General features: G+C 63.0%; 18 protein-coding genes. 11 read left to right on the forward strand and 7 right to left on the reverse strand.

Features of this window, described 5'->3' with window-relative positions; translation table 11 throughout:
* Positions 1 to 241 precede the first annotated feature (241 nt).
* A complete protein-coding gene (locus tag QN084_RS06875) occupies positions 242 to 1,582 on the forward strand; it encodes an 8-oxoguanine deaminase (protein WP_069696111.1) in 1,341 nt (446 codons plus the stop codon).
* A 92-nt stretch (positions 1,583 to 1,674) separates the two neighbouring features.
* Here the strand turns inward: QN084_RS06875 and QN084_RS06880 are convergent, their stop codons facing one another.
* Together QN084_RS06880 and QN084_RS06885 are read right to left on the reverse strand one after the other, a co-directional pair.
* Positions 1,675 to 2,610 carry a type IV toxin-antitoxin system AbiEi family antitoxin domain-containing protein gene (locus tag QN084_RS06880; protein ID WP_069696112.1) on the reverse strand — a complete coding sequence of 312 codons (936 nt, stop codon included), beginning with the start codon at positions 2,608 to 2,610 and terminating at the stop codon, positions 1,675 to 1,677.
* Between the two features lie 340 nt (positions 2,611 to 2,950).
* On the reverse strand, positions 2,951 to 3,127 hold the full coding sequence (locus tag QN084_RS06885) for a hypothetical protein (RefSeq protein ID WP_164888665.1): 177 nt from the start codon (positions 3,125 to 3,127) through the stop codon (positions 2,951 to 2,953).
* Between the two features lie 369 nt (positions 3,128 to 3,496).
* Between QN084_RS06885 and pucL the strand changes: the two genes are divergently transcribed.
* Positions 3,497 to 4,411: a factor-independent urate hydroxylase gene (gene pucL, locus QN084_RS06890; RefSeq protein WP_021473435.1), complete on the forward strand. Its 915-nt coding sequence runs from the start codon at positions 3,497 to 3,499 to the stop codon at positions 4,409 to 4,411.
* A gap of 227 nt (positions 4,412 to 4,638) precedes the next feature.
* Positions 4,639 to 6,138 (forward strand): nucleobase:cation symporter-2 family protein, encoded by a 1,500-nt coding sequence (locus QN084_RS06895; RefSeq protein ID WP_021473436.1) that lies wholly within the window; start codon positions 4,639 to 4,641, stop codon positions 6,136 to 6,138.
* A 182-nt stretch (positions 6,139 to 6,320) separates the two neighbouring features.
* On the opposite strand, the gene QN084_RS06900 is transcribed toward QN084_RS06895, so the two are convergent.
* Positions 6,321 to 7,076 carry an IclR family transcriptional regulator gene (locus QN084_RS06900; RefSeq protein ID WP_021473437.1) on the reverse strand — a complete coding sequence of 252 codons (756 nt, stop codon included), beginning with the start codon at positions 7,074 to 7,076 and terminating at the stop codon, positions 6,321 to 6,323.
* 221 nt (positions 7,077 to 7,297) lie between these two features.
* On the opposite strand from QN084_RS06900, the gene QN084_RS06905 reads away from it, so the two are divergent.
* Genes QN084_RS06905 through QN084_RS06920 form a run of 4 tightly spaced genes read left to right on the forward strand, consistent with a single transcriptional unit; the run spans position 7,298 to position 12,429 of the window.
* A complete protein-coding gene (locus tag QN084_RS06905; protein WP_069696113.1) occupies positions 7,298 to 8,692 on the forward strand; it encodes an NAD-dependent malic enzyme in 1,395 nt (464 codons plus the stop codon).
* A gap of 32 nt (positions 8,693 to 8,724) precedes the next feature.
* Entirely contained in the window at positions 8,725 to 10,338 is a 1,614-nt protein-coding gene (gene aceB, locus QN084_RS06910; RefSeq protein ID WP_021473439.1) for a malate synthase A, read from the forward strand.
* A 1-nt stretch (position 10,339) separates the two neighbouring features.
* Positions 10,340 to 11,602, forward strand: a complete 1,263-nt coding sequence (locus QN084_RS06915; protein WP_069696114.1) for a DUF6986 family protein — start codon at positions 10,340 to 10,342, stop codon at positions 11,600 to 11,602.
* A gap of 14 nt (positions 11,603 to 11,616) precedes the next feature.
* Complete coding sequence (locus tag QN084_RS06920) at positions 11,617 to 12,429, forward strand: bifunctional allantoicase/(S)-ureidoglycine aminohydrolase (RefSeq protein WP_021473441.1); 813 nt, start codon at positions 11,617 to 11,619, stop codon at positions 12,427 to 12,429.
* Between the two features lie 78 nt (positions 12,430 to 12,507).
* Here QN084_RS06920 and QN084_RS06925 read toward each other — a convergent pair whose 3' ends face one another.
* Positions 12,508 to 12,804 (reverse strand): hypothetical protein, encoded by a 297-nt coding sequence (locus tag QN084_RS06925; protein ID WP_062097936.1) that lies wholly within the window; start codon positions 12,802 to 12,804, stop codon positions 12,508 to 12,510.
* 139 nt (positions 12,805 to 12,943) lie between these two features.
* Positions 12,944 to 13,252 carry an MmcQ/YjbR family DNA-binding protein gene (locus QN084_RS06930; protein WP_069696115.1) on the reverse strand — a complete coding sequence of 103 codons (309 nt, stop codon included), beginning with the start codon at positions 13,250 to 13,252 and terminating at the stop codon, positions 12,944 to 12,946.
* A 205-nt stretch (positions 13,253 to 13,457) separates the two neighbouring features.
* On the opposite strand from QN084_RS06930, the gene QN084_RS06935 reads away from it, so the two are divergent.
* The gene (locus QN084_RS06935) at positions 13,458 to 14,042 is read left to right on the forward strand and encodes a DinB family protein (protein WP_069696116.1); all 585 of its coding nucleotides are present in this window, start codon (positions 13,458 to 13,460) and stop codon (positions 14,040 to 14,042) included.
* Between the two features lie 19 nt (positions 14,043 to 14,061).
* Here the strand turns inward: QN084_RS06935 and QN084_RS06940 are convergent, their stop codons facing one another.
* Entirely contained in the window at positions 14,062 to 14,229 is a 168-nt protein-coding gene (locus QN084_RS06940; protein WP_168529674.1) for a hypothetical protein, read from the reverse strand.
* Between the two features lie 55 nt (positions 14,230 to 14,284).
* Here QN084_RS06940 and QN084_RS06945 point away from each other — a divergent pair, with 55 nt between their 5' ends.
* On the forward strand, positions 14,285 to 14,758 hold the full coding sequence (locus tag QN084_RS06945; RefSeq protein WP_043427142.1) for a sensor histidine kinase: 474 nt from the start codon (positions 14,285 to 14,287) through the stop codon (positions 14,756 to 14,758).
* 107 nt (positions 14,759 to 14,865) lie between these two features.
* Entirely contained in the window at positions 14,866 to 17,055 is a 2,190-nt protein-coding gene (locus QN084_RS06950; RefSeq protein WP_021473446.1) for a transglycosylase domain-containing protein, read from the forward strand.
* Positions 17,056 to 17,102: 47 nt separating this feature from the next.
* Here QN084_RS06950 and QN084_RS06955 read toward each other — a convergent pair whose 3' ends face one another.
* Positions 17,103 to 17,834 (reverse strand): glutamine amidotransferase, encoded by a 732-nt coding sequence (locus QN084_RS06955; protein ID WP_069696117.1) that lies wholly within the window; start codon positions 17,832 to 17,834, stop codon positions 17,103 to 17,105.
* Positions 17,835 to 18,110: 276 nt separating this feature from the next.
* Here QN084_RS06955 and QN084_RS06960 point away from each other — a divergent pair, with 276 nt between their 5' ends.
* Complete coding sequence (locus QN084_RS06960; RefSeq protein ID WP_069696846.1) at positions 18,111 to 19,337, forward strand: MFS transporter; 1,227 nt, start codon at positions 18,111 to 18,113, stop codon at positions 19,335 to 19,337.
* The last annotated feature ends 77 nt before the right edge of the window (positions 19,338 to 19,414 follow it).

Genomic DNA, 19,414 nt, shown 5'->3' on the forward strand with positions numbered 1-19,414 from the left:
ACACCCACGCTGTGAGCCGCGCCATACGTTTTTTGAAAAAAGTTTTTCGTCTTGTGAAATTTGCCTTTGGAGTGCGGTTGACGCCGGATATGACCGGCGACGCTCCCACGGACGTTGACTGCCGCCGTCGGAAATCTTACTCTGGCGGGACCGGAGCTGACGTGACGCCCGGAACCTGGATCAGCAGACAGGGCCTAACTGAGCTGGAACGCAGAAACGCCGACCAGACAAGGAACCCTTCATGCTGTGGATCAAAAACCCACTCGGAATCTTCACCGCCAACGACCTCGACGCCGGCAACGGATTGGTGGTTTCCGATTCCGGCACCATCGTGGAACTAGTGCCCGCCGGAGGCCGCCCTTCGGTTCCCTGCACCGAGTTCGACGCCTCCGCGCACGTCGTCCTGCCGGGCCTGATCAACACGCACCACCACTTCTACCAAACGCTCACCCGCGCCTGGGGACCAGTGGCCAACGCTCCCCTTTTCCCGTGGCTGCAAAACCTCTACCCCGTCTGGGCACGGCTCACCCCGCGCAGCCTGGAACTCGCCGTGCAGGTAGCACTTGCCGAACTGCTGTTGTCCGGCTGCACCACCGCCGCCGACCACCACTACCTCTTCCCGGACGGCATGGAAGGCGCGATTGACATTGAAGTCTCCGCAGTGCGGTCCATGGGCATGCGGGCCACCCTGACCCGCGGGTCCATGACCTTGGGAGAGGACGACGGCGGCCTGCCGCCCCAAACCACCGTCCAGTCACCGGAGGCGATCCTCGCGGACAGCGAACGACTCATCCGTGAGTATCACCAGACCGGCGCCGGGGCATCCGTGCAGATCGCCCTAGCCCCTTGCTCGCCCTTCTCCGTGACCAAGGAAATCATGGCCGAGTCCGCGGTCATGGCCGAACAGTACGATGTCCGGCTGCACACACACCTCGCCGAAACCATCGACGAGGAGGACTTCTGCCGCTCCATGTTCGGCCTCCGGACCGTTGATTACCTGGAATCCGTCGGTTGGCTCGGATCACGGACCTGGCTGGGACACGGCATCCATTTCAACGACGAGGAGATCGCCCGGCTGGGAGCCGCCGGAACCGCCGTCGCGCATTGCCCGACGTCGAACATGCGGCTGGCGTCCGGCACCGCGCGGGTGCTGGAACTTGAGGCGGCCGGGGTTCCAGTGGGCCTGGCGGTTGACGGTTCTGCCTCCAACGATGCGTCGAACATGATCCTCGAGGCGCGCCAGGCCCTGTACCTGCAGCGGCTCCGATACGGCGCCTCGGTCCCCGTGTCCCGCGCGCTCGGCTGGGCGACCCGAGGATCCGCCGCCGTTCTTGGCCGCTCGGACATCGGGCAGTTGGCTCCGGGAATGCAGGCCGACCTCGCCATGTTCAAGCTCGATTCCCTGCGCTTCTCCGGGAGCCACGATCCTGTGGCAGCACTGCTCCTTTGCGGCGCGGACCGGGCCGACCGGGTGATGGTGGGCGGGTCCTGGCGGGTTGTTGACGGCGCGATTCCCGATCTGGATGTGGCCGGGCTGATCGCGGAGCACTCGGCCGCAGCCCGGAAGCTGATCGCGGGGTAGGTCCGGCTGCGCGTGTCGTGCGGGCCCGACGCCCGTTTCGACGACTCGCTGCGTGTTAGACGCTTCCTACCGTCTAACACGCAGCGAGTCGTCTAACTGGTGATACCAAGGGCCTTGAGTACCCGCATCTTCAGGGCCTGCTCGTTGAACAAGTCCCTCCACTGGATGCGGATGAACAGCCAGCCTTGCTCCATCAGGGCCTTCTCCCGTTGCCTCTCCCTATATATGACCTCGTCGGTTGGCGCATAGTCGAAGTACTTAACCTTGCCGTCGAATTCCAGGGCAACCATCTTCTTTCTCCACGCGAGGTCTATCCGATGCAGCCCTTCGGAGGTAGCCACTGCAACCTGCAGCTCAGGCGTTTCGATGCCGAGCCTTTGCAGGATGTCCCGGGTCAAGGTTTCGCCGGGCGACTCAGATTTCGCGTCAGCATTCTCAAGCACCCGCCGCAGAGTCAGCACACCCTTTCGTCCTGCCAATGAGCGGCACATCTCCCACAGTTTGCCCGTGCTTGCGCCTAAGCGAAGAGCATGGTCCATGATGATCAGGGCTTGCCCATAGCTCAACGTCAGGCAGCAATCCACTACCGTGCGCTCCAGAGATGTACAGGGAAGTCCATCAATGGTGACCAACTCATCCGCCTTAAGGCTCCCAGTGTGCGGCACAACGTCCCTGCCGTGTGAAACCCGGGACGGCGTCTTGGCCTGGGTGATGTGCACTCGATCGTCAACATTCCAGAGAAAGAGCCGATGCAGGCGTGCAGCGGAGGTGTGGCTGTAAACCATCCTGCCCTCCGACGTCGAAAGTGTCCCATGGGCATGGGCAGCAATCAGTTGACGGCTTCTGACAACCGGCTTTTGCGCCACCCAAGTGCTTCCCCGGATATAGCAACCGCGCCTGAGCCTGACCAGCTCACCGGACCGGACCAGGGCGGCAATAGTTCGGGCGCTGAACCCTGCACCTTCCAGCTCATTGGTCCGCCATAGGTTCATGCCCGCAGGGAGCTCCCGCTGCTTCTTTCCAGTCATTCCACAAGCGTCTTGGAGTCCGCTCCAGCAGCGAAGGCTCAACGTGCCCTATGTGGAAATCCCGGCTTCGACGACTACCCGCGTATTAGACGGCAGGAGTCGTCTAATACGCAGCGAGTCGTCGAAACGGGCGAGGGGCGGGGGCGAAGGAGGGCGGGGCGAGCGGGAGGGAACCCGGGCGGGGGTGGGGCAGGCATGACAAAGCGGGCGGCACCTCCCCAGGTACCGCCCGCTCCGTTGGCTCTGTTGCGCAGAGTCCACCCCTGACAATCCCGCAGCGGCAGGACTCCCCGTCCATGCTGGCGAGGAAAGGTAACCGTGTCGCTGAGGACGGAGAAAATCAGGGACGCTGCCGGCCGAAGACAGGGAGCGCCCTGAGCCAACGGGAGAACCCGCCGCTCTTGCGGTCACAGTCGGCCGGAATGTAGAAATCCGGATCCGTGGCGCCGAAGGGCAGGTACAGCTCCTGACCCGGTGCCGGAAATTCTACGACCTTGCCCGTATCCTTCGAGTCCATCTGATCCTCCTCTTTCAGCATCCAAGGTTTCCGTATTTTGGAAACTTTTTATTGATATGTGGAAAGTCTAGGGAATCCGGAGAACACCCGTCAAGACCCCTCCAGTGATCACGGAAAGTTGCTCCGGTCACATTCGGAAGATTCACAACGATCCCCCGGAACCCATGTACAGCGGGCAGACCATGGGCTACTCTCGAATGAGTTCGTGGCGTAGGTCACGTAACCTGAGAGCAGCAGGCAGGGTCGTAATGAGCTGGCATCCATGGATGCCGGCTCTTTTTTGTTGGGTCGGCTCCACCGGAAACGGAGTGGAAACACTCACTTAATTTCATTGATGGAACGTACGTTCCACCTCACAGAAGTTGGGATATGACCATGAGCAACAACATCGTCCTCGGCGAAAACCAGTACGGCAAAGCAGAAGTCCGCGTCGTCAAGGTCACCCGGGATACCGACCGCCACCAGATCGAAGACCTGAACGTCACCTCGCAGCTCCGCGGTGATTTCCAGGCAGCCCACCTCGAAGGCGACAACGGCCATGTGGTGGCAACCGACACCCAGAAGAACACCGTGTACGCCTTCGCCCGTGACGGCATCGGCTCTCCGGAAGCGTTCCTGCTGCGTCTTGCCGACCACTTCACCGGCGAGTTCTCCTGGGTTACGGGTGGCCGCTGGGAAGCTGAGTCCTACGCATGGGAGCGCATCCAGGCCCACGGCCAGGGACACGACCACAGCTTCGTCCGCAACGGACAAGAGGTGCGTACCGCCGTCGTCGTCCGCGATGGCGCAACCACGCACATTATTTCCGGCCTCAAGGACCTGACCGTCCTGAAGACCACGCAGTCCGGCTTCGTCGGCTACCCGCGCGACAAGTACACCACCCTCCCCGAAACCACGGACCGCATCCTCGCAACGGATGTATCGGCCCGCTGGCGCTACAACACCAACCTCGACGCCGGAGCAACCGACTTCAACAAGAGCTACGAGGACATCAAGGCCCTCCTCCTGGAAGGCTTCACCGAGAACTACTCGCACGCACTGCAGCAGACCCTCTTCGACATGGGCAAGAAGGTCCTCGAAGCACACAGCGAGGTTGACGAGATCAAGTTCTCCATGCCGAACAAGCACCACTTCCTGGTTGATCTGAGCCCGTTCGGACAGGACAACCCCAACGAGGTCTTCTTCGCCGCCGACCGCCCGTACGGCCTCATCGAAGCAACCGTCCAGCGCGACAACACCACCGCCGCACCGCTCGCTTGGATGGGCATCGCCGGCTTCTGCTAAACCCACCGGCCCAAACCGGGCACGGCACGAAGCCGACCACGGCAACCAAGCCGACCCCGGCAACAATGCCGAACCAATCCGGAGTTTGTGTACAGGTCCTGCCCTTGAGGCACCCCTCCATACCGGCAGCACCTGTACACAAACCCGACCCCAGGAAACCCCAGATTTTGTTAGCCAGACACAGTTAGCCAGACGAAGACGTCTGCCATGAACCCAGAGAGTCTGCCATGAACATCAAGAAGAAATCCCGCTCCGCGAATCCCACCGCGCATAAGTCGCAGCGTCCCGAGGACCAGCGGCTGCCCATCGGAAGCACGTTCGCGTACGGCTTCCAGCACGTACTCACCATGTACGGCGGCATCATCGCCCCGCCGTTGATCATTGGTGCCGCAGCCGGCATGTCCTCCCAGGACATCGGCCTCCTGATCGCTGCCTGCCTCTTTGTGGGCGGCCTTGCCACCATCCTTCAGACCGTCGGCATTCCGTGGTTCGGTTCGCAGCTTCCCTTGGTCCAGGGCGTCTCTTTCGCCGGCGTCTCCACCATGGTGGCGATTGTCCAAGGCGGCGGCGGGATCCAGGCAGTCTTCGGGTCGGTCATCGTGGCCTCGCTGATAGGCCTTGCCATCACTCCCCTGTTTTCAAAGATCATCAAGTTCTTCCCGCCGGTAGTTACCGGCACGGTGATCACCACCATCGGTTTGACTCTCATGCCGGTGGCCGCGAACTGGGCCATGGGCGGCAACGCCAAGGCAGACAACTACGGCAGCATGGCAAACATCGGCCTCGCGGCTGCAACCATGGGCGTCGTGTTGCTCCTCAGCAAGGTGGGCAACGCCGCTATCTCCCGCCTGTCCATCCTGCTGGCCATGGTCATCGGCACTATCATCGCCACCGTTTCCGGCATGGCAGACTTCTCCAAGGTTGGCCAGGGCGACATCGTCGCCTTCCCCACCCCGTTCGCTTTCGGTGCTCCCACGTTTGAAATCGCTGCGATCATCTCAATGCTGATCGTCATCCTGGTGACCCTGACCGAAACCTCCGCGGACATCATCGCTGTGGGCGAGATCGTTGACACCAAGGTCGATTCCCGCCGGATCGGCAACGGCCTGCGCGCCGACATGCTCTCCAGTGCCATCTCTCCGCTGTTCAACTCCTTCACCCAGAGCGCCTTCGCCCAGAACGTCGGCCTGGTGGCCATCACGGGCATCAAGAGCCGCTTCGTCGTCAGCGCCGGCGGCCTCATCCTGGTGATCCTGGGCCTCCTGCCGATCCTTGGCCGTGTTGTCGCAGCGGTTCCGACGCCCGTCCTGGGCGGCGCCGGCGTCGTACTCTTTGGAACGGTTGCCGCCAGCGGTATCCGCACCCTCGCCAAGGTCGAGTACAAGAACAACATGAACCTGATCATCGTTGCGGCTTCGATCGGCTTCGGCATGATCCCCATCGCTGCGCCGAAGTTCTACGACCAGTTCCCCACCTGGTTCTCGACGATCTTCCACTCGGGCATCAGCTCGGCGGCAGTCATGGCCATCATCCTGAACATCCTGTTCAACCACTTCAAGGCCGGCAACACGGACAACCAGTCGGTGTTCGTGGCCGGGACGGAGCGGATCATCACCAATGAGGACATCAAGTGCCTCAACGAAGGCGACCGTTTCGAGAACGGCAAGCTGATCGACGCCGACGGCAATGAAGTCCCCATCAAGACCAACAGCGCCTCGGAGCACTAGCTCCCGGCACCGGCAGAAGACGGCAGCGTCCCGTGTGGAGGCTGTCGTCTTTTGTCGCGTCGCGTGGAATGTACGACGGCGGCACACACCCGGGCGGGATGGCGGCACACGTCCGGGGCGTCGAGACAACAAAAGATGGCAATGTTTCCAGGAAACATTGCCATCAAATGCCAACTCGGTGGTTAGTTTTGGTTGAGCTCCGCGGAGATCGCCAGGGCTGCTTCACGGAGCATGGGTACCGCGCGGTCGGCGAAGCTTTGGTCCACACGGGTGATGGGACCGGAAACGGAGATCGCCGTGGGTGTGGGAGCGTTCGGGACGGCCATGGCAAAGCAGCGGACGCCGAGTTCCTGCTCCTCCTCGTCAATGGAGTAGCCGCGTTCACGGATGAGCTTGAGGTCTGCCAGCAGGGAGTCGATGTCTCCGATGCTCTTGGCCGTAGGGGTAGGCATGCCGGTGCGGGCCACGATGCCGCGGACCTGCTCGTCGTCCAGTTGCGCCAGGATGGCCTTGCCCACGCCGGTGTCGTGCGTGTGGGCGCGGCGGCCGACCTCGGTGAACATGCGCATGGAGTGCATGGACGGAACCTGGGCCACGTAGATCACCATGTCCGAGTCGAGGACCGCCATGTTGGAGGTCTCGCCGAGACGTTCAACGAGGTTCTTGAGCTGGGGACGCGCCACGGCGCCGAGCTGCTTGCTGGCACCCTCGCCGAGCCGGATGAGCCGCGGCCCAAGGGCGTAGCGCCGGTTGGGCAGTTGGCGGATGTAGCCAAGGGCCACCAAGGTGCGCAGGAGGCGATGGATGGTGGGCAGGGGCAGGTCCGTGGACGACGACAGCTCGCTGAGCGTGACATCCCCGCCTGCATCGGTGATCAGTTCCAACAGTTCAAAGACGCGCTCGACGGACTGCACGCCTCCGGAGGCTTTTTCAGCCATTCCCTTGTCTCCAATGACTCAGATTCCGACAACTCTTATCCGCATCGTGAAAAGAATTGCTTAGAACACCCAAGATACAGCACAGCGGACACCTTGGCGACGAGACCAAAGATGACCCGCGAAGGGGTTGTATTTCCACTTTGCAGATAATAATATCCATAATACGAAAACATTCGATTTTGAACGGCGGCCCTCGAACGGGCCCAACAGGAGGAATTTCAATGGCGAACCCGAGCCCCGGTAACTCGATCACCCTGCGCGTCTCCGCGCCGTCGAGCTTCACCGCGACGAGCGAACTGGCTGCCGCAGTTGGCGCCGCCGGTGCCGCAATCACCGCGCTGGACGTCACGGAATCCCACCACGAGACGATCGTCGTCGACGTCACCTGCAACACCACGGACGATGCCCACGCAGCCCGCGTCAAGGATGCCCTGAACGCCCTCGACGGCGTTTCCGTCCAGCATGTTTCCGACCGCACCTTCCTGATGCACCTCGGCGGCAAGCTCGAAGTCGTCCCCAAAGTAGCCCTGCGCAACCGCGACGACCTCTCCCGCGCCTACACTCCCGGCGTCGCACGTGTCTGCCTCGCGATCGCCGAGGACCCTGCCGCTGCCCGCAACCTCACGGTCAAGCGCAACACCATTGCCGTCCTCACCGACGGCTCGGCCGTGCTGGGCCTGGGTAACATCGGCCCCGCCGCCGCCCTTCCGGTCATGGAAGGCAAGGCCGCCCTCTTCAAGCAGTTCGCCAACGTGGACGCCTGGCCGGTCTGCCTGGACACCCAGGACACGGAAGAGATCATCAAGATCGCCAAGGCCATGGCACCGGTTTACGGCGGCATCAACCTCGAAGACATCGCCGCACCGCGTTGCTTCGAGATCGAAAAGCGCCTCCGCGACGAACTGGACATCCCGGTCTTCCACGATGACCAGCACGGCACGGCAATCGTTACACTCGCCGCCCTGGTCAACGCCCTGCGCGTCGTGGACAAGAAGCTGTCCGAGGTCAAGATCGTGGTCTCCGGCGTCGGCGCAGCCGGCTCCGCCATCATCCAGCTCCTCAAGGCACAGGGCGCACAGCACATCGTCGCCGCCGGCCGCTCCGGCGCCATCCACTCTGGCGAAAAGTACGACGACGAGCACCGCAGCTGGATCGCCGCGAACACCAACGAAGAGGGCTTCTCCGGCACCCTCCACGAAGCCCTCAAGGGTGCCGACGTGTTCATCGGCGTCAGCGCACCGCACGTGATCGGCGAGGAGCAGGTGGCTTCCATGGCAGAGAACGCAATCGTGTTCGCCATGGCCAACCCCACCCCGGAAATAGATCCGGGCATCGCGTCCAAGCACGCAGCAGTCGTGGCAACGGGCCGCAGCGACTTCCCCAACCAGATCAACAACGTCCTGGCGTTCCCCGGCTTCTTCCGCGGCCTGCTCGACGCCGGAGCATCGGACATCACGCCGAACATGCTGGTAGCTGCAGCCGAAGCCATCGCCAACCGCGTGGCTGACGACGAGCTCAACGCGAGCTACATTATCCCCAGCGTCTTCGATCCCCATGTTGCCGCCGAGGTTGCTGCTGCGGTCGCCGCAGCCGCCCAGGAAAACGCCGCCAGCTAGCACCAGCGCACTAGACAAAGGAATCCGCTCACATGGCTATCACAGTCACCGATCCCCGGCCGATCGATCGCGCCGAGGAAATCCTCACTCCCGAGGCACTGGGCTTCATCGAGGAACTGCACAAGCGCTTCGCAGGTACCCGCAACGAACTCCTCCAGGCCCGTAAGGCCAAGCGTCAGCAGGTTGCCGAGACCAGCCGCCTGGACTTCCTCCCGGAGACCCGGGAGATTCGCGACGGCGACTGGAAGGTCGCCGAGGCTCCTGCGGCTTTGCAGGACCGCCGTGTTGAAATGACCGGCCCGGCCACCCCGGCCAAGATGGCCATCAACGCCCTGAACTCCGGCGCCAAGGTCTGGCTCGCCGACCTCGAGGACGCCAGCACTCCCACATGGCCCAACGTCATCGACGCCATCCTCAACCTCCGTGACGCAGCCCGGGGCACCCTGAGCTTCACCTCCCCCGAGGGCAAGGAATACCGCCTGCGCACGGACGCTCCCCTTGCGGTGGTCGTGGCACGTCCCCGCGGCTGGCACATGGAGGAGAGCCACCTGCTGATCGACGGCGAACCCACTGTGGGTGGCTTGGTGGACTTCGGCCTGCATTTCTTCCACATCGCCAAGCAGCTGCTCCAGAACGGCCACGGCCCGTACTACTACCTGCCCAAGATGGAGAGCCACCTGGAGGCACGCCTCTGGAACGACGTCTTCGTCTTTGCCCAGGACTACCTCGACATCCCGCAGGGCAGCATCCGTGCCACGGTGCTGATCGAAACCATCCCTGCCGCCTTCGAGATGGACGAGATCCTCTACGAACTGCGCCACCACGCCTCCGGTTTGAACGCCGGCCGCTGGGACTACCTCTTCAGCATCATCAAGTACTTCCGTGATGCCGGCGAAGAGTTCGTCCTCCCGGACCGCGCCACCGTCGCCATGACCGCCCCGTTCATGCGCGCCTACACCGAGCTCCTGGTCAAGACCTGCCACAAGCGCGGCGCCTTCGCCATGGGCGGCATGGCCGCAGTGATCCCCAACCGCAAGCAGCCCGACGTCACCGCCGCGGCCTTCGAGAAGGTCCGCGCCGACAAGACCCGCGAAGCAAACGACGGCTTCGACGGATCCTGGGTTGCCCACCCGGACCTGGTCTCCACGTGCCGCGAGGTGTTCGACTCCGTGCTCGGCGATCCGGAAAACGGCGGCAAGAAGAACCAGATCGACAAGCAGCGCCCCGAGGTGAACGTCACCGCCGAACAGCTGATCGACGTCGCTTCAGCCGGCGGTACCGTCACAGAGGCCGGGCTGCGCCTGAACCTGTACGTCGCCGTCGCCTACACCGGCGTCTGGATTTCCGGCAGTGGCGCCGTGGCCATCCACAACCTCATGGAAGACGCTGCGACGGCGGAAATCTCCCGTTCGCAGGTGTGGCAGCAGCTGCGCAACAAGTCCATCCTCGCGGACACCGGCAACACCGTGACCCGCGAACTGGTCACCCGCATCCTCGGCGAAGAGACCGAACGCCTTCGCATCGAGTTCGGTGACGAGAACTTCACCAAGTACTACGAGCCGGCCTCCAAGCTGATCGAGGAAATCTGCCTCTCCGACGAGTACACGGACTTCCTCACCACGCCCGCGTATGAGCTGGTGGGCTGAGATGGGTTCATTCTCCGCATCGGACCTGGAACATATCGAGTCCCGGCTCGCCGCCACGGACCAGTTGCTTGACCGCAACTACCCCGGCGACGACGGCTCGCGCCAGCCCATCCACACGGTCTACGTCCCCGCCGACCGCTTCACGTCCACCTTCGCTGCCGATTGGGGTGCCCAGGCACTCGCGACGGCGGAAGCACACGGCGGTCTCGAAAAGCTCGGCCGGTTGCTGGGCCAGGAACCGGAACTCGCGGCTGCTGTTGCCGCCCGGGTTTCGGCCAAGCTCGCTTCTGAGCCCATCGAGGACCTGCGCCTGGACTTCGAGGACGGCTACGGTGACCGCGGCGACGAAACAGAAGACGCCGACGTCGTTGCTGCCGCCAAGGCTGTTTCCGCAGCAGTCGCGGCCGGCACGGCACCGCCGTTCATCGGCATCCGTTTCAAGTGCTTCGAAGCTGCGACGCGTGCCCGTGGTTTGAAGACGTTGGACCTGTTCGTGTCCACGCTTGCCTCGGCCGGCGAGCTTCCCGAGGGCCTGATCCTCACCCTGCCGAAGGTCACCACTGTGGCCCAGGTCCAGGCCATGGATTACGCAGTGTCCCGCCTCGAGGAAGTCCACGGACTCCCCGCAGGCCGGCTCCGCTTCGAAGTGCAGGTGGAAACCCCGCAGCTCATCCTCGGTGCCGACGGAACCTCGCCCGTGGCACAGCTCCCGCACGTGGTGCCCGGCCGCATCAGCGCCCTCCACTACGGCACATACGACTACAGCGCCTCCTTGGGGATCTCCGCCGAATACCAGTCCATGGAGCACCCGGTGGCCGACTTCGCCAAGGAAGTCATGCAGCTCGCAGTGGCCGGTACGGGCATCCGCCTCTCCGACGGTTCCACCAACATCATCCCCGTGGGCGATGCCGTGGAAGACGCCTGGAAACTCCACGGCCGGCTGGTACGCCGTTCCCTGGAAAACGGCTACTACCAAGGGTGGGATCTCCATGCCGCCCAGCTGCCCAGCCGTTTCTCGGCGTCGTACGCTTTCTACCGCGAAGGCCTCCCCGCAGCGGCACTGCGGTTGCGCAACTATGTCGAGCGGACCGAAGGCGGCGTCATGGACGAGCCCGCCACCGCCCGTGCCCTGGCCGGGTTCGTCCTCCGCGGCGTCCAGTGCGGCGCAGTGGGGACCGACGAGGTCAAGGCGCTTGCCGGCGTCGAACTTTCACAGCTGACCGCACTGGCGCACCCGCGGCTCGCACAACCAACTTCGCACTGATTAGGAGCACCCTGATGGGCAACTACTACTACCCGACCGGTGGTTTGCCGCCGCAGACCCACCTGACCACGGAACGGGCAATCGTCACCGAGGCGTACACCGTGATCCCCAAGGGCGTCCTCACGGACATCGTCACCAGCAACCTGCCCGGCTTCACCAACACGCGGTCCTGGATCATCGCCCGGCCGATTTCCGGGTTCGCCACCACGTTCTCGCAGCTGATCGTGGAGATCGCACCCGGCGGCGGTGCTCCCAAGGCCGAGTTCGAAGCCGGTGTTGAGGGCGTCATTTTCGTGACCAAGGGCCAGCTCAACCTGACGCTCGACGGCGAACTGCACCACCTCGAAGAGGGCGGCTACGCGTACCTCGCTGCAGGTGCGGAGTGGGGCGTGGAGAACGTTTCCAACGACATCGTTTCCTACCACTGGATCCGCAAGGCGTACGAACGGCTCGAGGGCTACGAAGCCAAGTCGTTCGTGACCAATGAGAAGGACGTTGAGCCGACGTCCATGCCCGACACCAACGACGTCTGGAAGACCACTCGTTTCACGGACTCCAGCGACCTCGCGCACGACATGCAGGTCAACATCGTCACTTTCCAGCCCGGCGGCGTGATCCCCTTCCCGGAGACCCACGTTATGGAGCACGGCCTGTACGTCCTCGAGGGCAAGGCCATGTACCTGCTCAACAACGACTGGGTTGAGGTTGAGGCCGGCGACTTCATGTGGCTGCGCGCGTTCTGCCCGCAGGCTTGCTACGCCGGCGGACCGGGCGAGTTCCGGTACCTGCTGTACAAGGACATGAACCGCCAGGTGAAGCTCACGTAGCTTTGGTTGGCTCGAGATCGCCGGAACGCTGTCCTTTCGCAGGGAACGTTCCGGCGATTTCGTCGTTTTCGGGCCGTTTCAGCGCCGCCGGCCGATGGCCAGCCCCGCCCAGAAGGAAAGCGCCAGCAGGCCGACTACTGAGATGGCCACGCCGAGCTGTGTTTCGTTGCTCAGGAATGACCCGTTGTTTCCCACGAACACCTCATTGCTGAGGGGCGCGTAGGCGAACCAACCCACCTCCGCGTTCAGGCTGGTCCACGCCACCGCGACCCCCACAGCCACAGTGATCAGTCCCAGCAAAGGCACGACGGCGGCCCGGAATTTGCGTGCAGGGTGCGGTGAGTGGTGTTCCCCAGGTGTGTTGTTGTCCCCCATGCCCGCTAGCCTAACCCCCGCTCTGACCGGCTCACGTTGGGGGAAGGAGTCGAAACCACGCCAAAGCTGCGAAACACGGGTGCCGTTCCAACGATTTCGTTGTCTTCCGGCGGATTCGCGGGCAACCGGGACGACACCCCTAGTTCTTGGTTGCGCCGGCGATCCGGTAGGACTCCTGGAGGAGCTCGGTCACTTCATCGACGTCGATCTTGTCCAGGCGGATGAGGATCAGGTTGGGGGAACGGTCGTGATGCGGCGTCCAGTAGAACTTGTCCGGGTCCATGGCGGCGAGCGCTTCACGTTCCCCCGTCTTTACCGTCACCACTCCTTCTTCCCAGATCCGGGCCATCAGCGTCTTCGCGAACCATGCCGGCTGACCCCAGCTGGAGCGCTCGGTGACTCCGGGCAGGCCCAGGCATATTCCTCTTACGTCCTCCTCCGTGGCCATGGTTTACTGTGGCACGCCGCGGTTAGGGCCGTCGAGGCCCCGGCTCGCCGGAAAGCCGCGAAACCGCGGGAAAGCGGCGAAACAGGAGCACCGTTGCGGGCGAAAGCGCAGGCTTGCGGCGAACACGGCACACCGACACACGGCACACCCACGCTCGGGGTTCGGGGGCGGAGCCGCGGACCTTTAGAATCGGTAGAGTGCTCGCATGGATGACAAAGCAACGTTGCTTCATTACCTGCGCACCCGTCGGGCCGACCTGCTCGGAAAGGTAGAGGGCTTGAGCGAATACGATGCCCGAAGGCCCATGACTCCCACCGGCACCAACCTCCTGGGGCTGGTTAAACACGTGGCCAGCGTAGAACTGGGGTACTTCGGGGAGACCTTCGGACGCCCCAACGGAAGGGATCTCCCGTGGTATGCGGACACCGCCGAACCCGATGCCGACATGTGGGTCCCGGCTAATGAAAGCCTGCAGGACATCATCGACCTGCACCACTTCTCCGCCAAGCGCAGCGACGAAACCATCGAGTCACTACCCCTCGATGCGCCCGGCGTTGTGCCTTGGTGGTCCGAGGACAAGAAGAAGGTGACTCTCCACCAAATCCTGGTCCACATGTGCGTGGAAACTGCCCGGCATGCGGGCCACGCTGACATCATCCGGGAACTCATCGATGGTTCTGCGGGTCAAGGGCCCAACGACCCCAACATTTCCGGGCGTAACTCCGAGGAATGGGCCGCACACAGATTCAGCATCGAGCAAGCTGCACTCGAAGCGGACGGCCACAGCTAGCGAGCGCATTTCTGCTGAATCATTCGGCATTCAGCACAGGGCTGACTGCGCCATCCCGCGCATCCGCCAAGGCAGACATGGAATGATCCAGCAGAATAATCCCGGCCCACTGAAACTTGATGGGAAATTGAGCCAAACGAACCCGATCCTTGATGATCCGGCGTGACTCTGGTTGCAGGCGAAGCATCCACGGAGGCTTCGGCTACGAATTTCCAGCAAGGACACAAGGACGTGGGGGAATGATGGATCAGGCAGAAGCTCAAGCAGAGGTGATGACCGTCAAAGGCATCATCCAGGACCAGCACCCGGTGGACTTCCACGCGCTGGGCGTTGCGGGGTGCATCGACCGGCTGGCCGAGCCTTTGCGCCGCTCCGGTGTACAGGTGAGTTGGGAGATCCCCCATCACGGCATTGAGATTTCCTCGGCATCTGCGGGACTGCTGTATCACGTGGCCCAGGAGACCTTCAGCAACACCCTCAATTACGCCGGTGCCAGCGAACTGACCGTCAAGCTCAACGCGGTCTACCACGGCATCCAACTCACCGTCCGTGACAACGGCAAGGGCTTTGAAATCCACGCTGCGCCGAGTGGACGCCGGCACGGCTTCGGGCTGTTGCTCATGTCCTTGGCGGTACACGATGCAGGCGGCATCCTGGACATCTCCTCCGAAGTTGGACGCGGAACCTCCGTCAGTGTGACGCTGCCCCTGGATTGAGTCCTGATTGGGACATAAATTGACTGCCCCGGCCATGGAACCATTGCAGGAGCCGACGTATTCTGTAGCTACTTTTCAGCCTGGACTCCGGACGGAACGGCAGGAAAATGGCGCGGAACAAGGGTCAGAGCATCGGTTTGGGCAGGTTCCTGTTCAGGCTTTTCGGCTTCTTCTTTGTTAGTTTCCTCTGCGGCGTGCTCATCTCAGGGCTCATAGTTCCCGTGGTGGCATTCACCAGCAGCACCGTGGGTGGATCCATTGGGTTCTATCAAAGCCTTCCCAGCCAACTGGACGTTGAATCGCCGTCGTTGTCCAGCAAGGTAGTAGCCTCCGACGGAACGCCGATCGCCACATTCTACGCAGAGAACCGCGTCAAGGTCCCCTTGGACCAGATGTCGCCGTTCATCCGGCAGGCGATTGTGGCCATTGAAGACAGCCGCTATTACCAGCACGCCGGCGTCGATGCTCAGGGCATCATGCGGGCGTTGACTTCCAACCTGACCAAGGGCACACGGCAAGGGGCGTCGACGCTGACCCAGCAATACGTCACTAACGTCCTCAACGAGTCCCGTCTGTCTGACGGGCGGCCCGAGGACGTGGTCCTCAGCGGACAGAAATCAATGGGCGACAAGCTCCGGGAGGTGAAGCTTGCCTTGGAGTTGGAGAAGAGGTTTACCAAGGACCAGATCCTTGAGGGCTACCTGAACATCGTGTTCTTCAACCGGAACGCGTACGGCATTGAGGCAGCATCACGGTACTTCTTCAGCACCTCAGCCAAGGACTTGAACCTTCCCCAGGCTGCGATGTTGGCCGGGTTGGTGAACGGCCCCAGCATCTACGACCCCACTGTGGACCCGAACGCTGCCATTGCCCGGCGAAACCTGGTCCTGGACCGGATGCTGGAGCAGAGCATGATCAGCCAGGCGGAGCATGACGCCGCAGTGGCCACGCCTGTGGAATTGAAGATCACGCCATCCCTTCAAGGCTGCGCCGGAGCCGCGATCGCCACGTACTTCTGCGATTACGTCTCCCACCTCATCCTCAACAATGAAGCCTATGGGGCCACCTTCGCCGACCGCGAGCGCCTCCTGTACAGGGGCGGGCTCACCATCACCACCACCCTTGACACCCGCCTGCAGACAGCAGCGCAGGCACAGGTGGACGCTTCGGCCGGAGACAATCCGGACAAGTGGGGTGCCGCCTTGACCACGGTTGAACCGGGAACAGGCAGGATTTTGGCGATGGCCCAAAACACGGTGTTCGTTCCGGAGCCCGGCAAGTTCGACACCCAACTGAACTTCAACGTCGACGCCAAGGATGAGAACGGCTACGACCTCAACGGCGCGGGCGGCTTCCAACCCGGATCCACCATGAAGCCGTTCATCTACGCCGAGTGGTTGAACGAGGGGAAGAATCCCACGGCCGTCGTTGATGCCTCACGCAGGGTTTACCCGGTGGGCTTCCCCTGGCGTTCCAGCTGCGGCAAAGTCCTTGGCGGGTACAGCAGCGCCCAGAAAGCCCAGAACCTCGGCGCCGATGACGACCTCCAAAACAACGATGCCGGCTACTACCGTCCCATGCCCATCAACTACGGCCTCTACAACTCCATCAACACCGCAACGTTCGCCACGGCAGCCCAGCTCGATTTCTGCGGCATCCAGCGCATGGTGGATACTGTCGGACTGCACAGCGGCTTGGACAACGCACCCGTCAACATGCACCAGATCGGAAATCTGCTGGGCTCCATCGGTGTTGCTCCACTGGTCCTGGCGAATGCCTACGCCACCTTCGCCAATGACGGCCGTTACTGCAAGCCGATCGCCATCACCGAGATCACCGATGTCCAGGGCCGGAACTACGATGCCCAGAAGACCGAATGCCGGGATGCCGTGAAACCCTCGGTAGCGCGGGGCGTGACTGCAGTGTTGCAGGATGTCCTCAAGATCGGTTCCGGCGTCTACATCAATCCCAAGGTCCAGAACCAGGTCCCTGTTGCGGCCAAGACCGGCACCTCCAACAACAACGGGGCCACTTGGATCGCCGGGTACACCACGCGACTGGCCACGGCTTCCTTCTTCGGAGACACCACCGCGGGGCAGCAGCGGGCAGGGCAGAACGTCACCATCAACGGCAAGTTCTACAAGTCCTTGGACGGCTACATGATCGCCGGACCCCAATGGGCCAATTACATGATGGAAGCCACCGCGCTCTACCCAAGCGGCGCCTTCAACCCGCCGGCTCCCCCACCCCCGCCGGTCGCCACCGCGCCGGCCGTACCGCGACCCACCGGGCGCTAGGGTCAAGCAAGCCGGCGCACGACGGCGGCCTCCCGCCGTCGGGCATGTCAGCGGGCGAAGCGTTCCGCGAAGTTCCTAAGGATCTGCATGGGCTCGGTGACGGGGTGCTGGCGTGCTGTCCGGATGAGTTCGTCGGCCTGGTGCGGCGGGAAGTATCCGGCATCCTTGTAGATCGTGATGCGTGTGGTGAGGCCGTCCACGTCAAGCTCCGGGTGGAATTGCGTGGCGTACAGGTTCTCTTTGATGCGGAACATGTGCACCGGGCAAGCCGGGGAGCTGGCCAGCAAGACGGCGTGACCGGGAAGTTGGCTGCAGGCTTCCTTGTGGCCAACGAACGCCTCGAAGGTTCGCGGGAGGCCCTTCAACAAGGGGTCCTGTTCACCGTCCTCCGTCAACGTGATCCGGGTTGGCCCAACAGGTTCCCCGAATTGGCGGTCGATGGTGGCGCCCTGGTGGACACCCAACGTTCCCACCCCGTAGCACGCGCCAAAAAACGGGAAGTCGTCGGCGACGATGCGGTCCAGCAAACGTGAGAGCTCACCCTCCACACGGATCTGAGCCGCGCTCTTTTCCTCCACAGGGTCGCTGGAGGTGTACGGGCTGCCACCAACAATCACCCCGGAGTAGTCATCGAGGTCGATGGGCGGCAGGGGCCCTGCTTCCAGCCTGACGCGGACCAGCTCCCGCTCATCGAGGCCGCAGTAGCGCAGGTAGGCCTGGTACTCGTCGTCGGCTGCGTGGTCTTCGGCGCGGGTTGCTAGCAAGAGGAATGGCTTCACAGGCCCAGTCTGCGGGAGGGCGCTGGTTGTTTCCAAGCGTGTTGCGCAGGAGTGCGGGCCGCTGAGGGGGTGTCTGACAGACACTCCCTCAGCGCGTCAGTATTGCGTAGCTTTGACATTGTTCGCGCTAACGCCCCGGGTGCGATCCATTGTTGAGGAGCCATATTGAAGCAAGACCCGTCCGCAGTTGAAAGCCAGACGACCGAGGACATCAAGGACACCCAAGAGCCACTGTCACAGGAAACGACGGCGGCTCGCGGCACGCCGCAGCTCGCTGTGTCCGGAGCGCGCCCTGCGTCCGGCACGCACCCCGCGTCCGCAACGCGCCCCGGCAAAATACCTTGGTCCGCCCTCCTGGTCCTCGCAGCCGCCGGGTTCACGGCCGTCACAACCGAGCTGCTGCCATCGGGTTTGCTGCCGCAGATCAGCCGGGACCTTGGTGTGGAAGAGTCGGCCGTTGGCTCGCTCACGGCAGCATACGCCGCGATCATCGTCTTCACGGCTCTTCCCTTGTCGCGTCTCCTGGCCGGCCGCGTTCCCCGAAAAACCCTGTTGCTCGGGACCGTGCTCGCGTTCGCACTCAGCAACGTGCTGTTGGCACTGAGCCCGACCCTCGCCGTCGCGGTGGGTGCACGGCTTCTGGGCGGCATCGCCCACGGCATGCTGTGGTCCACCATGGCCCCGTACATTGCGCGGATTGTTCCTGCACACTCCATGGGGAAAGCCATGGCCGTGGTGTTCAGCGGCAACAGCATCGCCTTGGCCGTCGGAGCGCCGATTGGAACGCTGATGGGCACCGTCCTGACGTGGCGGGCTTCGTTCGTAGTCCTTGCCGGCGTTGGAGTCCTTTTGGCCTTCCTGGCGTCTTGGGTACTGCCTGCAGTGAAGGATCCGGGAAGCCACAAAGCACCCTCTTTGCGGGCTGCCCTCAAGTTGCCGGGCGTCATTGCCGTGGCCATCGCCTGGCCGTTGTTGTTGCTGGCCCATTTCGCGATCTTCACTTACATTGCCCCGTTCCTCCTTTCCTCGGGACTGCCCGAAGCGTTCACCGGCATATCCCTCTCCGTAGTGGGTGTCTCGGGGCTGGTGGGCATTTGGATTGCCGGCCTGACCGCAGACTCCTACCCACGGCGCTCGGTGATGACCGCCGTCGGGCTTCTCCTTCTGGTGTTCGCGCTCATGCCGTTCCTGGGCACCACGGCCGCGGGGGTTTTCGTTTTGATGGCGGTGTGGGGCGCAGCGTTCGGCGCGCAGGGCATCTACAACCAGGCGGCGATCCTGCGGGCCGGCGGGGAACACAAAGACGCAGCCAATGGGATCACGGTAGTGACCATCCAACTGGGCATCGCCGTGGGTGCGGGATACGGGGCCGTTGCCCTCACCACCGCGGGGGCGCAGTGGATTCCGCTGGCCGCGGCCCTGCCCACGGCCATCGCGCTGGCCATCATGATCGCCGGCAGGCGTGGCGGGTACCCGGCCGGGGGCAGGGAGATCCGCCGTTAACATCTCCGAAACATGCCGGTCACGCGATCTTCACGAAGGCGGGATTTCTGTAACTTAGCCGCAACTTAGCTCTTCTG

Source organism: Paenarthrobacter sp. R1 (genome assembly GCF_030264015.1).
Taxonomy (GTDB): Bacteria; Actinomycetota; Actinomycetes; order Actinomycetales; family Micrococcaceae; genus Arthrobacter; species Arthrobacter ureafaciens.